Consider the following 14172-nt stretch of genomic DNA (forward strand, 5'->3'; position numbering starts at 1 on the left):
GTCGATGTGCTGCTGCGATCTCTGAATCCTCTGGCCGTCGCCCAGGGCGACGACATTCCCGACGCCATCCGGATCGGCGACGCCACCCTGTCGCGCGGCGACGTGCTCGGTGCGGCGACGTCCGTGGCCGAGCGTGTGGCACGCGCGGATCGGGTCGCGATCCTCGCCACCCCCACCGTCACCACCGTCCTCGCGGTCGTGGGCTGCCTCATCGCCGGTGTGACCGCGGTGCCGGTGCCGCCCGATTCCGGCCCCGCCGAACTCGAGCACATCCTGCGCGATTCCGGTGCGCAGGCGTGGCTCGGCGAGGCGCCCGCGGACACGGTGGGGCTGCCCGTCGTCCCGGTCCGCGTCCATGCCCGGTCGTGGCACAGCTACCCGGAACCGCCCGAGTCGGGCATCGCGTTCGTGCTCTACACGTCCGGCACCACGGGACCGCCCAAGGGAGTCCTGATCAGCAGGAAGGCCATCGCCGCCGGCCTCGACGCCCTCGCCGACGCCTGGCAGTGGACCGGCAACGACACACTGGTGCAGGGACTTCCGCTGTTCCACGTCCACGGTCTCATCCTGGGTGTGCTGGGACCGTTGCGTATCGGCAGCCGTCTCGTCCACACGGTCAAGCCCACCCCTGCGGCCTACGCCGCCGCACACGGAACGATGTATTTCGGTGTCCCCACGGTGTGGGGTCGCATCGCCGACGACCCGGAGTCGGCGCGCGCGCTGTCGGGTGCGCGACTGCTGGTGTCGGGCAGCGCCCCGCTGCCCGTGCCGGTGTTCGAGAAGTTGCACGAGCTGACCGGGCTCGCACCGATCGAGCGGTACGGCATGAGCGAGACGATGCTCACGCTCAGCACCAGGGCCGACGGCGAGCGTCGCCCGGGGTGGGTCGGTGTGCCGGTCCGCGGCGTCGAGACCCGGCTGCGCGACGAGCGCGGCGGCGACGTCCCCCACGACGGCGAATCCATCGGCGGACTGCAGGTGCGCGGCCCGATGCTCTTCGACGGCTATCTCGGTAAGCCCGACGCGACGGCCGAATCCTTCACGGACGACGGCTTCTTCAAGACCGGCGACGTCGCCGTCATCGACCCGGACGGGTTCCACCGCATCGTCGGCCGCGAATCCACAGACCTCATCAAGTCGGGCGGATTCCGGGTCGGGGCGGGGGAGGTGGAGACGTCTCTCCTCGGCCACCCGAGTGTGCGGGAAGCCGCGGTGGTCGGCCTTCCCGACCCGGACCTCGGGCAGCGGCTCGTGGCCTTCGTGGTGGGGGACGACGTCTCGGAAACCGAGCTGATCGAGCACGTGGCCACCGAACTGTCGGTGCACAAGCGGCCCCGCGAGATCCGTGTCGTCGAGTCGCTTCCGCGGAACGCGATGGGCAAGGTGCAGAAGAAGCAACTGTTCTGAAATCGGTAGGCTGGCGAACGATACCGGCCCGACACGGATTGGCAGGCGCACAGTGAGTGTGGAGAGCATCGTTCAGAGCACCCGAATCGTCCTCGCGTCACGGCCGGACGGTGCGCCGACCGCCGACAACTTCCGGCTCGAGGCGGTAAACCTGCCCGAACCCGCTGACGGTCAGGTGCTGGTCCGCGTCATCTACCTGTCCCTCGACCCGTACATGCGCGGCCGGATGAGTGCGGCGGAGTCCTACGCCGACCCGGTCGAGATCGACGAGGTCATGGTCGGTGGCACCGTCGGGCAGGTGGTCGATTCCCGGCACCCGGATTTCGCAACCGGTGACTACGTTCTCGGATACGCGGGCTGGCAGTCGCACGCCGTGGTCGACGGCAACCAACTCCGCGCACTCGACCGCGACGCTGCGCCGTTGTCGACCGCCGTCGGAGTTCTCGGCATGCCCGGCTTCACCGCGTACGCCGGTCTGTTGAAGATCGGGCAACCGGAGGCAGGCGAGACGGTGGTCGTCGCGGCGGCCAGCGGTCCGGTCGGCTCGGCGGTGGGGCAGATCGCGAAACTGAAGGGCGCCCGGGCCGTCGGGATCGCGGGCGGACCGGAAAAGTGTGCCTACCTGCTGGACGAACTCGGATTCGACGCCGCCGTCGACCACCGGTCCCCGAACTTCGCCGAGGAACTGCGCGCCGCGTGCCCCGACGGCATCGACGTCTACTTCGAGAACGTCGGCGGTGCGGTGGCCGCAGCCGTGCTGCCGCTGCTCAACCTGTATGCGCGAGTTCCCGTGTGCGGCCTGATCGCGCAGTACAACGACACCGAGACGCCCGAGGGGCCGGATCGGCTGCCCGGCTTCTTCACCCGGGTTCTGGTCAAGAGCCTCACGATCCGCGGATTCATCCAGCGCGAGTTCGTCTCCGAGATGTACGCGGACTTCCAGCGAGATGTGTCCGGGTGGATCCGGGAGGGGCGATTCGCCTACCGCGAGGACATCGTCGACGGCCTCGAGAATGCGCCCGCGGCGTTCATCGGTCTGCTCCGGGGCAGCAACTTCGGCAAGCTGGTGGTCCGGGTCGCCGAGGAGAATTGACCGACCGTATTCGCCCTGGACAGGGCGCTGTCGTGATACAACGGTGACAGAAGCGAACCCTCGTTATGTTTGCGTGATGTCGATGGTGCGGGAGTTCGGTGTCATCCACATAGGGGAGTGATCAGATCTATGACGAATCATAGTTCGGGGGCCGGTTCGCAAATCCTCGTCGATGGCAGGCCCGCCTCCGCCCCGCTGCGCGACACGCTGACGGTCGCGCAGAAGCTGGTCCGGCATTTCGCCGACAACGTGACCCCCTGCGGTTCGCTGCCCGGCGAACAACTGCAGAGCGACGTCATGGATTTCACGATCGTCTGCCTCGGTCTCGGTATCCAGATGCTCGACGAGGGCATCAGCCCGACGGACGAGGACCTCGCGGAGGTGCGCAACAGTTCCGCGCGCTGGGCCCGCGAGGGGTTCCCGTTGAAGCTCGTGCTCCGGATCCTCCACGAAGGCATCCAGGAGGCCGGCGACCTCGTCGCCTCGAACGCCCGCACGGAAGACCTGCCCGAACTCCTGGTCATCCAGAAGGTGATGTTCACGCTCCTCGAATGCGTGACCGTCGCCGCGACGACCAGCTACGTGGAAGAACTCGAAGCCGTCAACAGCGAACGCGACGGTGCCGCGGTCAACCTCGTCACGGCGCTGCTCAGCGGCCGAAAGGCGGCGACCGCCGCACGGCACGCGGGTGTGGAGCTGGCCGACGAGTACGTGGTGCTGGGGCTGTCGATTCCGTCGCATCCCACGGAGGCCGTGACCCACCGGCGCAAAGCCGTCGTCGCCCGGCAGAAACTCCGCCGGTTGCAGATCGAGCTGGCGGACGCTGCGGGTGGTGCCGCCCTCTGTTCGCTGAGCCCGGACGGCGGAACACTGTTGCTGCCGGGCTCGCCCGAGCGGGCCTGGATGGTGTCGCTGCTCGACCGCATCGGAGCCGCCGCCGGCGTTCCCCTCACCGCGACAGCGACGCGGGTCCGCACCGCCGGTATCCCCGCCGCCGCGGACCAGGTCCACGAACTCCTCGACCTCGCCCACCAGCTGGCGCTGGAACCGGGCCTCTACGAGATGGACGATCTGGCGCTCGAATACCAGCTCACCAGGCCCGGGCCCGGCCGGACCCACCTGGCGCGGCTTCTCGAACCGTTGCAGGGCTCACCCGAACTGATCGAGACGCTCGAGGTGCACATCGGCCACGATCTCAATCGGCAGCGCACCGCGAAACAGATGCACCTTCACACCAATACGGTGGACTACCGTCTCAAGCGGGTGGCGCAGCTGACGGGCTGCGATCCGACCCGCCCGTCCGGGCTGCGGCAGATCCAGGCCGCGCTCGTCGCCCGCCGGCTCGAGGTCGCGCAACCCGATCGCTGACGTCACCCTGTTTCGGCCGCCCGCCACTGGCGCAGCGTCGTACGCTGCACCGTTCGCTACGATGTGGGCCGGATCATATTCGGTCCGGGTGTGTCGGTGGTCGTCTCGTGACCGAAATGTTAGGGAGGCAGGCGATGGCCGGAGGGCGTCATTCGAGCGCGGGGCAGGAACGCGGTGGTCGCTCGCCCGGGTTCTACGCGGTGTGCGCCGCTGTCGTGCTCGGGCTCGTGGCCTCCGTGGTCGTCGTCGTTCACGCGGTGCGCTCCTGGGCCGACGACTGCGATCAGGTCACCGACTACACCCTCGCCGCCGACCCGAGCATCGTGCCCGCCCTGAGCAGCATTCTCGGCGAAGCGAAGGACACCGACCTGGGCTGCGCGAACGTCGCCGTCAGCGCCGCGACGTCCGGCGACGTCGCGGGACGACTCGGCAAGGGAACCGACGCCCCGGACCTCTGGATCCCCGACACCGGCGCCTGGGTGGGCAAGGCGGCGCTCACCGCGGCCGGTCCGGTCGAGGTGATGACGGGGTCGATCGCATCCTCGCCCGTTGTCCTGGCCTCCCGCGAGGAGGACGTCCCCACGTCGCCGACGTGGCTCGCCGCCCTCCAGATCAAGGACATCCAGCTGGGCAACCCCCTCGTGACCGGGGTCGCGCAGGCTCCGATCAACGCGGCACTCGCCGAGGGTCAGGCCGACCCCGTGTCCGCGGGGACGGTGCGGGCCGCGCTGGTCCCGCTCGCGCAGGAGGAGAGTGCACGTACCGCGGACGAGCCCATCGGCGAGGAGATGCTGCAGGGAGTCGTCGACAACGGCGGAGTCGCCGTGGCCACCGAACAGTCCGTGCTCGAATTCTCCGATGGCGACGGCGACGGCGCGCGCACGCTCACCGCGACGGTGCCCCCGACGGGCAGCAATTTCATGAACTTCCCGCTCGTGGTCACCTCGCCCGCCCCCGACCGGCACTACAGGGCCACCCAGGTCGCACGTGCCGTCGCCGCTGTTCTGGGCGGTGAGGATGCCCGTGCGGTACTCGCGGAGAACGGATTCCGCGGACCCGACGGAAGCCCGCCGGCCGACGGCCGCGGCGTCGGGAGGATCACCAAGCTCGGGCTCGAGGACGAGTCGGCGCTACAGGACGCCCTCGGCGGGTGGGCGTTGATGGCGTTGCCCATCCGCACACTCGTCGCGATCGACGTGTCGGGGTCGATGGAGACACCCGCAGGCAGCCGGTCGCGCATGGACCTCACAGTCGATGCGGCGCTCGCCGGCAATGCGATGTTCCCGGACAGCGTGTCCGCCGGCCTGTGGGCGTTCTCGCAGGGGCTCGGTGGGGGACCGCAGGACTACAAGGAGATGGTCCCGATCCGCCGCTACGACACGGTGGTCGACGGCCTCACACAGCGCCAGCTGATGGCGCAGCAGGCGGGGAAGGTCGACGGGCTGATCGGCGGCGGTACCGGCCTGTACGACACGACGCTCGCCGCGTTCCGGACGGTGCAGGAGACGTACGACCCGCGCGCCGTGAACAGTGTGATCATCCTGACCGACGGTGCCAACGAGGATCCGGACTCCATCACGAAGGAACAGCTTCTGAGCATCCTGCAGCGCGAGATGGATCCCGCCCGGCCCGTCATCATCGTGACGATCGGCATCACCGGCGACGCCGATGCGGCCACACTCGCCGAGATCTCGCGGGTCTCCGGAGGGTCGAGCTACGTCGCGAAGGATCCCGCCGACATCGCCAACGTGTTCGTCAACGCGCTGGCGGCGCGCGGTCGCAGCTAGCGGAATACTGTTCCGGCGCACTAGCCATCCATCGGTCGACAGTGCTTGGGTGAAAGGGGGGAGTCGGACCCATTCGAGGAGCTCGTCATGGCCAAGCCGTTCAGAGGTGTCGTCAATCTCGATATTCGGGACTCGATCCCGGATTGGGGTCCCTACGAGCAGCCGAAGGCGCCGCCCGGTTCGCCGAACATCCTCTACATCGTGCTCGACGACGTCGGTTTCGGAGCGATGGGCTGCTACGGCGGGCCGATCGAGACCCCGAACATCGACCGGATCGCCGCAAACGGTCTGCGGTACGGGCAGTGGCACACCACCGCCCTGTGTTCCCCGACGCGATCCTGCCTGCTGACGGGGCGTAACCACACCACCAACGGGATGGCCTGCATCAGTGAGTGTGCTGTCGGATTCCCCGGTGGGAACGGGCACATCCCTCCCGAGTGCGCCACCCTCGCCGAGATCCTGGTCGAGCAGGGCTTTTCCACCGCGATGGTCGGCAAGTGGCACCTGTGCGCCGAGGACGAGATGAACCTGGCGTCGACGAAACGGAACTGGCCGGTCGGCCGCGGCTTCGAACGGTTCTACGGCTTCCTCGGCGCGGAGACGAACCAGTGGTATCCGGATCTCGTGCACGACAACCATCCCGTCGAGCAGCCCGCCACCCCGGAGCAGGGCTACCACTTCAGCGTCGACATCACCGACCACGCGCTCGACTACCTCGGCGATGTCAAGGCGATTGCCCCGGACCGGCCGGTGTTCCTGTACTACGCACCCGGCTGCGCGCATGCCCCGCACCACGTGCCCCAGGAGTGGGCCGACCGCTACCGCGGCAGGTTCGACGACGGATACGAAGCGATGCGCGAGCGGACCCTGACCCGGCAGAAGGAGATGGGCCTCGTACCTCCGGACACCGAATTGCCGCCGCTCAACCCGATCGGCACCCCCGACACCCGCACCGGACCCGACGGCAAGCCGTTCCCACCGCTGGACTTCACCCGCCCCTGGGACACCCTGTCCGACGACGAAAAACGGCTTTTCGCGCGGATGGCGGAGGTGTACGCCGGTTTCCTCTCTCATTGCGATGACCAGATCGGCCGGCTGCTGGCCTACCTCGAGGAGATGGAGCAGCTCGACAACACCATCATCGTGGTGGTCTCGGACAACGGTGCCAGCGGCGAGGGCGGCCCGAACGGGTCGGTCAACGAGAACAAGATCGCCAACAGCGTGCCGGACGATCTCGCCGAGAATCTGGCCAAGCTGGACCAGCTCGGCGGCACCGAGACCTACAACCACTACCCGAACGGGTGGGCGATGGCCTTCAACACCCCGTTCAAGATGTGGAAACGCTACTCGTTCAACGGCGGCACCAGCGATCCGTGCATTTTGTCGTGGCCGGCCGGGATCGAGGCCCGCGGCGAGACCCGCGACCAGTACCACCACGCCATCGACATCGTGCCGACTCTGCTCGACTGCCTCGGTGTCGAACTCCCCGAGACGGTGAAGGGGTACACCCAGCACCCGATCCAGGGCGTGAGTATGCGCTACAGCTTCGACGCCGCGACCATCCCCACCGCCAAGCACACCCAGTTCTATTCGATGCTCGGCGGGCGGGGCATCTGGCACGACGGCTGGAAGGCCGTCACCACCCACCCGACACTGAGCGGGTGGAGCCGTTTCCCGGAGGACACCTGGGAGCTGTACCACACCCAGGTGGACCGCGCCGAACTCCACGACCTCGCCGCCGAGGAACCCGGCCAACTCGCCGAGCTCGTCGGGCTGTGGTTCCACGAGGCCGGCGCGAACCAGGCGTTGCCGCTCGACGACCGCTCGCCCGTCGAACTCCTCACCACCCCACGCCCGCAGCTCGCGCCCCCGCGCAACCGCTACGTCTACCGGCCCGGCGGCGCGGAGGTACCGGAGGCGGTGGCGGTCAACCTCCGTAACCGCTCCTACTCGATCGGGGCACTCGTCGACCTCCCCGAACCCGGTGCCTCGGGGGTGCTGTTCTCGCACGGCGGCCGGTTCGGTGGGCACGCGCTGTACGTCAAGGATAACCGGCTGCACTACGTGTACAACTTCCTCGGCAGCGATCAGCAGAAGATCGATGCGACGGAGGATTTGCCAACCGGGGAGAACCTCATCCTGGCCGCGTCGTTCGAGAAGGACGGTGAGGACCCGCCCGGGACCGCCCACGGGGTCCTGAGCCTGTACTACGGCGACCGCAAGGTCGGCGAGGGCCGAATCCGAACGCAGCCCGGCAAATTCAGCATCGGCGGTGGTGAGGGTCTCAATGCCGGCCGGGACAGCGGCGAACCCGTCACCGACGACTACCCGGGTTCGTCGCCGTGGGCCTTCACCGGTGGGACGTTGAACCGAATCGCGATCGACGTCAGCGGCGAACCGTTCGTCGACCTCGAACGCGAAGCCGCGGCCATGCTCTCTCGCGAGTGAGCGGAAGCGCCGTGACAGAACCTCTTCCGAGCTGGCGTGAGGGTGACGGCAAGACCGCGATCCTGGGATTCGTCGGGCGGGTGACGGCGCAGGACGTCCCGGTGGAGGATCGGATCGCGGTCTTCGACAACGACGGCACACTGTGGTGTGAGAAGCCGATGCCCATTCAGCTCGACTTCATCCTGCGCCGTCTCGTCGTCATGGCCGAGCACGATGAGGATCTTCGCACCCGCCAGCCCTGGCAGGCCGCCTACACGCAGGACTACGGCTGGTTGAACGACGTCATCACGCGGCACTACAACGGCGACGACAGCGGCGTGAGAGAACTCGCCGCCGGTGTGCTGACCGGTTTCGCCGACGTGACCGTGGAGGAGTTCGAGGCCGGGGCGGACCAGTTCCTGCGCACCGCCCGGCATCCGACCCTCGACCGGAACTACCTGGCGTGCAGTTACGCACCGATGGTGGAGTTGCTCGACTACCTGGCCGTCAACGGGTTCCGCAACTACATCGTGTCCGGCGGTGGCCGCGATTTCATGCGGCCGATCAGTCACGACGTGTACGGCATTCCGCGGCAGCGGGTCATCGGCAGCGGGGTGTCATTGGCCTGGCAGCACGACGGCAGCAGCGGCGCGATCGTCCGCAGAGCCGAGGCGGACGTCCTCGACGACGGCCCCGAGAAGCCGGTGCAGATCTGGAACCGGATCGGCAGGCGACCCCTGCTGGCGGCGGGAAACAGCAACGGCGACATCCCGATGCTGCAATTCGCGGAGGCACCGGACCGGCCGTCGCTGCGGTTACTGCTGCGCCACGACGACGCCGCCCGCGAGTTCGACTACGTCGCGGGCGCCGAGGAGGCGCTCGAACTGGCCGGCACCCACGACTGGACCGTCGTCAGTATCGAAAACGACTGGGCAACGGTGTTCCCGCCGCAACTCGAATAGTCCGAGGAATCCTCGTGGGTTCGCCGCGAATCGGGGAATCGACGCCTAGCGTGTTGCATGGAACGACCGGGCCTCGACTGCGAACACCCTCCCGAAGAGGAACACTCCCATGGACACTGTCAGGTTCTTCGAACTCGCAACGGAAGTGTTCGAAGTGCTCGGTGTCCTCGCGATGGTTGTCGGGTTCCTCTTCGCCTTCTTCCTCGCGGTCCGCGCGTGGAGGCGGACCGGGGACGGTGCTCAGGCGTTCAAGACCCTGCGGGAGTCGCTGGGAGGCGCGATCCTGCTCGGCCTGGAATTGCTCGTCGCGGCAGACATCGTCAAGACGGTCACCTCGACACCGTCGCTGACCGACGCCGCCGTCCTGGGAGTGATCGTGCTGATCCGCACCGTGCTGAGCCTGTCCATCGAGATCGAAATCGACGGTGTCGCACCGTGGCGGAAGGCGTTCGTGACCGGACCGCAGGTGCTCGCCCATGCGGCGCGCTCGTCCGCGGGACAGGAGCCGAGTTCGGGCCGGTGAGTCGCCGGCCCGAACCGGTCACACCGTCTGCGACCGCTTGCGCAGCCGGGTGTTGAGCACACCGAGCGCCGCGATGACGAGGAACAGGACGCACGTCGAGATCAGCTGGGTGCGGGCATCGGAGTCGAAGAGCATGAGCACGACGAAACCGCCGAGCATTGCGAGCGTGAGGTAGCTGAGCCACGGGAACAACCACATCCGCACGGTCAGCTTGCCCTCGCGTTCGAGCCGCGGGCGCAGCCGCAGATGCGAGACGACGATGAAGATCCAGATGACCAGGAGCGCCGAGCCGACGGCGTTCAGGAGAAGTCCCAGGAGGTCGTCGGGCAGCCACCAGTTGAGCAGGACGCTGACGAAACCGAAGAACACCGATAGCAGCACCGCGTTGAGGGGCACCCCGGAATTCGAGATCCGGGCCATGAACGCGGGACCGTCGCCGCGCCGGGACAGTGAGTACGCCATCCGCGACGTGCCGTAGATGTTGGCGTTGAACGCCGACAACAACGCGACCACGACCACCAGTTCCATGAACCCGGCCACGTACGGGATGTGCGCCTGGTTGAGGACGGCCACGAACGGTCCGCTCTTGAGGTCCGAGGAATCCCAGGGAAGGACGAGGACCATGATCGAGATCGAGCCGAGGTAGAAGACGCTGATACGCCAGACGACGCTGCGCACCGCCACGGCGATGGAGCGTTCGGGGTCCTCGGATTCGGCGGCGGCGATGGTCACGATCTCGATGCCGCCGAACGCGAACGCCACGACCAGCAGTCCCGCGGCGACCCCGGCGAAGCCCTCGGGCATGAAGCCGCCGTGGCCGAAGAGGTTGGTGGTGCCCACCGGTTCGGTGTCCGGCAGCAGGCCGAACACCAGCAGCACGCCGATCACCAGGAACGCGATGATGACGGTCACCTTGATGGCCGCGAACCAGAACTCGAACTCACCGAAGTTGCTGACCTTCGCGAGGTTGACCGCCGCGAAGAAGATCACGAACACGAGGGCGACGACCCACTGCGGAACACCCGGTAGCCAGCCGCTCACGATGCCGGAGGCGCCGGTGATCTCGGCGCCGAGCACCATGATCAGCATGAACCAGTAGAGCCAGCCCATCACGAATCCGGCCCATTCGCCGATGCCGATCCGCGCGTAGTGCGAGAAGGATCCGCTGGCGGGGATCGCCGCTCCCATCTCGCCGAGCATGCGCATCACGAAGACGACGATGATGCCGGCGAGCAGGTAGGAGACGAGGACGGCGGGACCGGCGGTCGCGATACCGACACCGGTGCCGAGGAACAGTCCGGCACCGATCGCGGAACCGAGGCCCATCATCGTGAGGTGACGGACCTTCAGGCCCCGGCCCAGGGTGCTGGTCGAGTCGGTCATGGTGTCGGGTGTTCGCGTACCGCTCACCGGGTCAGTCGTTTGCGTGCAGAGCGGCGTTCAATTCCACGCCGGTGCCCTTCCACGGCACGACCTCGACGGCTCCCGAGACGGAGTTGCGACGGAACAGCAGGTTGGACTGGCCGTTGAGTTCCTTGGCCTTCACGACGGTGCCGTCCGGCCCGGTGACCTTGGTGCCCGCGGTCACGTACAGGCCGGCCTCGAGGACGCAGTCGTCGCCGAGCGAGATGCCGAGACCGGCGTTGGCGCCGAGCAGGCAGCGCTTGCCGACGGAGATGGTCTCCTTGCCGCCACCGGACAGGGTGCCCATGATCGAGGCGCCGCCGCCCACGTCGGATCCGTCATCGACGATCACGCCCGCGGAGATACGGCCTTCGACCATGGAGTTGCCGAGCGTTCCGGCGTTGAAGTTGACGAAGCCCTCGTGCATCACGGTGGTGCCGCTGGCCAGGTGGGCGCCGAGGCGCACGCGGTCGGCGTCGGCGATGCGGACGCCGGACGGGACGCCGTAGTCGACCATGCGCGGGAACTTGTCGACACCGAACACGGTGACCACACCGCGGATGCGCAGGCGCGACCGCACCTTCTCGAAGCCCTCGACCGCGCAGGGGCCGAAGTTGGTCCACACCACGTTGGACAGCAAGCCGAACAGACCGTCGAGGTTGACGCCGTGCGGGGTCACGAGGCGATGCGAGAGGAGGTGAAGGCGCAGGTAGGCGTCGTGTGCGTCGGCCGGCGGCGCGGACAGGTCGGCGATGGTGGTGCGCACCACGACCTGGTCGACCTCACGCGCTTCGTCGGGTCCGGCGAGGAGTGCCAGATCGGAGGGGATGTCGCCACCCTCGATCCGCACGGTGCCCGCGCTGTCGAAGTTTCCCAGCTCGGGCGCCGGGAACCAGGTGTCGAGGACCGTGCCGCCGACGGTCACGTTGGCGATGCCTACTGCTGATGCTCCCTGTGTGCTCACGGCAGTAGAGGTTACTGCCTCATTACTCGGGCATTCCCAGCGGTCGTTATCGGGGCGTGATCGAATCGAAACCGAGCGGGTTGCGGGCGGGTGGGGGAGTATGCACGGGGCACGTGGGACACACCGGGAAAGGTCGTGGCAATGCGCATTTCGAGGTTGGGTCGATTCGTCGGAGGCGGCCTGCGGGCGGCGGCAGCGGGCGCACTGCTCGCGGGCATCGTGTCGGTGGTGGGGCCGCAGACCGCGTCCGCCGCCCCGGTGTGCCCGGGCGCCGGTCAGGCACCGGTTCTCGTGGGGCGGGTGCCGGGTGCGGCGCTCGAGGGAGTCGCCGTGGACGGCGGGGGTCGCCTCTACACGACGGACCTCGTGAGCGGGCGCGTGTTCCGCCTCGACGCCCCGGGAGCCCCCGCGGTCCCGGTCGCGACGGTGCCGGACGGCGGGGCCGGGGCGCTGGCCTGGGCGTCGGACGGCTCGCTGCTGGTGGGATACGGCGCGGACGCCCGCGTGTTCCTCGGCGACATCCTGCGTCCGGGCGCGATCGCGAAGCTGAACACCGCGACCAACGTGCTCACCCCGTTCGTATCGGGACTGAGCGCGGCCAACGGACTCGATGTCGCCGCCGACGGAACGGCATACGCCACCAACGACTTCGGAACCCAGATCGGGCGGGTGTTCCCCGACGGGCGGGTGGAACCCAACTGGGCGACGCTGCCCAGCGCCAACGGGGCGGTGCTCGGCGCGGACGATCGGTACCTCTACGTGTCGCGGACGTTCGTGAATCCGGGTGTGAGCCGGATCCCGCTGGCGAACCCGCGAGCACCCGAGAGCATCCTCGACCTGTCCGGTCTCGACACGTTCGCCGCGCCCGATGGCCTGGCCCTGGACTCGCGAGGCCGTCCGGTGGTCCCGGCCAACGTGCGCGGCGAGATCTGGCGCCTCGACTCGCCAGGGCAGTACTGCGTGCTGGCGTCTGGTCTGCCGACGTCGAGCATGGTCGTCTACGGGCAGGGGTCCGGCGGCTTCTCGGCGGGACGGCTGTTCCGCATCGGTTTCGACGGTGCGATCTACGAGATCCCGGGCGGCGTCGAGGGGTAGCAACGCCCGAGCGGGCGGACGGGTCGGCTTAGGGTGGACGGGTGAGCCCACTCGACCTCCACGCCGATCCCATCGACCTCACCGCCGCCCTGGTGGACATCCCGAGCGTCTCGCACGACGAGTCGGCGATCGCCGCCGCCGTCGAGTCGGCGCTGCGGGAGCAGACCACCGGCTTCGAGATCATCCGCAACGGCAACGCCGTGCTCGCCCGGACCGATCGGGGACTGCCGAGCCGGGTGATGCTCGCCGGTCACCTGGACACGGTGCCGATCGCGGACAACGTGCCCTCGCGGCGTGAGGGCGATCTCCTGCACGGATGCGGAACGGTCGACATGAAGTCGGGCGACGCGGTGTTCCTGCACCTCGCTGCCACGATCGAGAATCTCGCGCACGATCTGACCCTGGTGTTCTACGACTGCGAGGAGATCGCAGCCGTGCACAACGGGCTCGGACGGATCGAACGCGAGATCCCCGACTGGCTGCGCGCGGACGTCGCGATCCTCGGCGAGCCGACCGGAGGTCTCATCGAGGCGGGGTGCCAGGGCACGTTGCGGGTGACGCTGACCACCCGCGGCACCCGCGCGCACTCCGCGAGATCGTGGCTGGGCGACAACGCGATCCACCGCTTCGCCCCGGTCCTGCAGCGGCTGTCGGACTACACCGCGCGGTCGGTGGACATCGACGGCTGCGTGTACCGGGAGGGGTTGTCCGCCGTGCGGATCGCAGGCGGCGTCGCAGGCAACGTGGTTCCCGACGCGGCGGAGATGGACGTCAACTTCCGCTTCGCCCCCGACCGCAGCGCCGAGCAGGCGATCGACCACGTGCGGGAGGTCTTCGACGGGATCGAGCTGGGTTTCGAGGTCACCGACCTGTCGCCGGGAGCCCTGCCCGGGTTGAGCGACCCGGCGGCTGCGGCCCTGATCGAGGCGGCGGGTGGCGAGTTCCGCGCCAAGTACGGGTGGACCGACGTCTCGCGGTTCTCCGCGCTCGGCATCCCGGCCGTGAACTACGGCCCCGGCGACCCGAACTTCGCCCACAAGCGGGACGAGCACGTGCCCGTGCAGCAGATCACCGACGTGACGACGGTGCTGCGCGCCTATCTGAGCGCCCCGTGACTGCCCGGTGCCCCGAACGGGCCACCC

General features: G+C 68.4%; 11 protein-coding genes. 9 read left to right on the forward strand and 2 right to left on the reverse strand.

From position 1 onward, the window contains the following. Positions 1-6: 6 nt before the first annotated feature. The 7 genes from QM841_RS16985 (at position 7) to QM841_RS17015 (ending at position 9567) form a co-directional block, all read left to right on the forward strand. On the forward strand, positions 7-1407 hold the full coding sequence (locus QM841_RS16985; protein WP_283332878.1) for an acyl-CoA synthetase: 1401 nt from the start codon (positions 7-9) through the stop codon (positions 1405-1407). Positions 1408-1459: 52 nt separating this feature from the next. Continuing rightward, positions 1460-2500: an NADPH-dependent curcumin/dihydrocurcumin reductase gene (gene curA / locus QM841_RS16990; protein ID WP_280785114.1), complete on the forward strand. Its 1041-nt coding sequence runs from the start codon at positions 1460-1462 to the stop codon at positions 2498-2500. A gap of 129 nt (positions 2501-2629) precedes the next feature. Beyond that, the gene (locus QM841_RS16995) at positions 2630-3868 is read left to right on the forward strand and encodes a PucR family transcriptional regulator (protein WP_280785115.1); all 1239 of its coding nucleotides are present in this window, start codon (positions 2630-2632) and stop codon (positions 3866-3868) included. A gap of 134 nt (positions 3869-4002) precedes the next feature. Next, positions 4003-5655, forward strand: a complete 1653-nt coding sequence (locus QM841_RS17000; protein ID WP_280785116.1) for a substrate-binding and VWA domain-containing protein — start codon at positions 4003-4005, stop codon at positions 5653-5655. Positions 5656-5742: 87 nt separating this feature from the next. Then, entirely contained in the window at positions 5743-8103 is a 2361-nt protein-coding gene (locus QM841_RS17005; RefSeq protein WP_283332879.1) for an arylsulfatase, read from the forward strand. A gap of 11 nt (positions 8104-8114) precedes the next feature. Beyond that, the gene (locus QM841_RS17010; RefSeq protein ID WP_280785118.1) at positions 8115-9044 is read left to right on the forward strand and encodes an HAD family hydrolase; all 930 of its coding nucleotides are present in this window, start codon (positions 8115-8117) and stop codon (positions 9042-9044) included. A gap of 109 nt (positions 9045-9153) precedes the next feature. Further along, positions 9154-9567, forward strand: coding sequence for a DUF1622 domain-containing protein (locus QM841_RS17015; RefSeq protein WP_011598031.1), 414 nt, complete (start codon positions 9154-9156; stop codon positions 9565-9567). A gap of 18 nt (positions 9568-9585) precedes the next feature. Here the strand turns inward: QM841_RS17015 and QM841_RS17020 are convergent, their stop codons facing one another. Both QM841_RS17020 and dapD read right to left on the reverse strand, forming a co-directional pair. Further along, complete coding sequence (locus QM841_RS17020) at positions 9586-10950, reverse strand: amino acid permease (protein WP_280785119.1); 1365 nt, start codon at positions 10948-10950, stop codon at positions 9586-9588. Positions 10951-10981: 31 nt separating this feature from the next. Beyond that, complete coding sequence (gene dapD / locus QM841_RS17025; protein WP_283332880.1) at positions 10982-11935, reverse strand: 2,3,4,5-tetrahydropyridine-2,6-dicarboxylate N-succinyltransferase; 954 nt, start codon at positions 11933-11935, stop codon at positions 10982-10984. 141 nt (positions 11936-12076) lie between these two features. Here dapD and QM841_RS17030 point away from each other — a divergent pair, with 141 nt between their 5' ends. Further along, positions 12077-13030 (forward strand): SMP-30/gluconolactonase/LRE family protein, encoded by a 954-nt coding sequence (locus QM841_RS17030; protein WP_283332881.1) that lies wholly within the window; start codon positions 12077-12079, stop codon positions 13028-13030. A gap of 41 nt (positions 13031-13071) precedes the next feature. Then, the gene (dapE, locus tag QM841_RS17035) at positions 13072-14145 is read left to right on the forward strand and encodes a succinyl-diaminopimelate desuccinylase (RefSeq protein ID WP_280783495.1); all 1074 of its coding nucleotides are present in this window, start codon (positions 13072-13074) and stop codon (positions 14143-14145) included. Positions 14146-14172 lie beyond the last annotated feature (27 nt).

The sequence above is a fragment of the Rhodococcus sp. IEGM 1307 genome (genome assembly GCF_030056915.1).
Taxonomy (GTDB): domain Bacteria; phylum Actinomycetota; class Actinomycetes; order Mycobacteriales; family Mycobacteriaceae; genus Rhodococcus_F; species Rhodococcus_F opacus_D.

Coding starts and splice junctions, on each gene's coding strand:
- QM841_RS17005 (WP_283332879.1), top strand. CDS start 5,743: ATGGCCAAGCCGTTCAGAGGTGTCGTCAATCTCGATATTCGGGACTCG.
- QM841_RS17020 (WP_280785119.1), bottom strand. CDS start 10,950: ATGACCGACTCGACCAGCACCCTGGGCCGGGGCCTGAAGGTCCGTCAC.
- QM841_RS17000 (WP_280785116.1), top strand. CDS start 4,003: ATGGCCGGAGGGCGTCATTCGAGCGCGGGGCAGGAACGCGGTGGTCGC.
- QM841_RS16995 (WP_280785115.1), top strand. CDS start 2,630: ATGACGAATCATAGTTCGGGGGCCGGTTCGCAAATCCTCGTCGATGGC.
- QM841_RS17015 (WP_011598031.1), top strand. CDS start 9,154: ATGGACACTGTCAGGTTCTTCGAACTCGCAACGGAAGTGTTCGAAGTG.
- QM841_RS17030 (WP_283332881.1), top strand. CDS start 12,077: ATGCGCATTTCGAGGTTGGGTCGATTCGTCGGAGGCGGCCTGCGGGCG.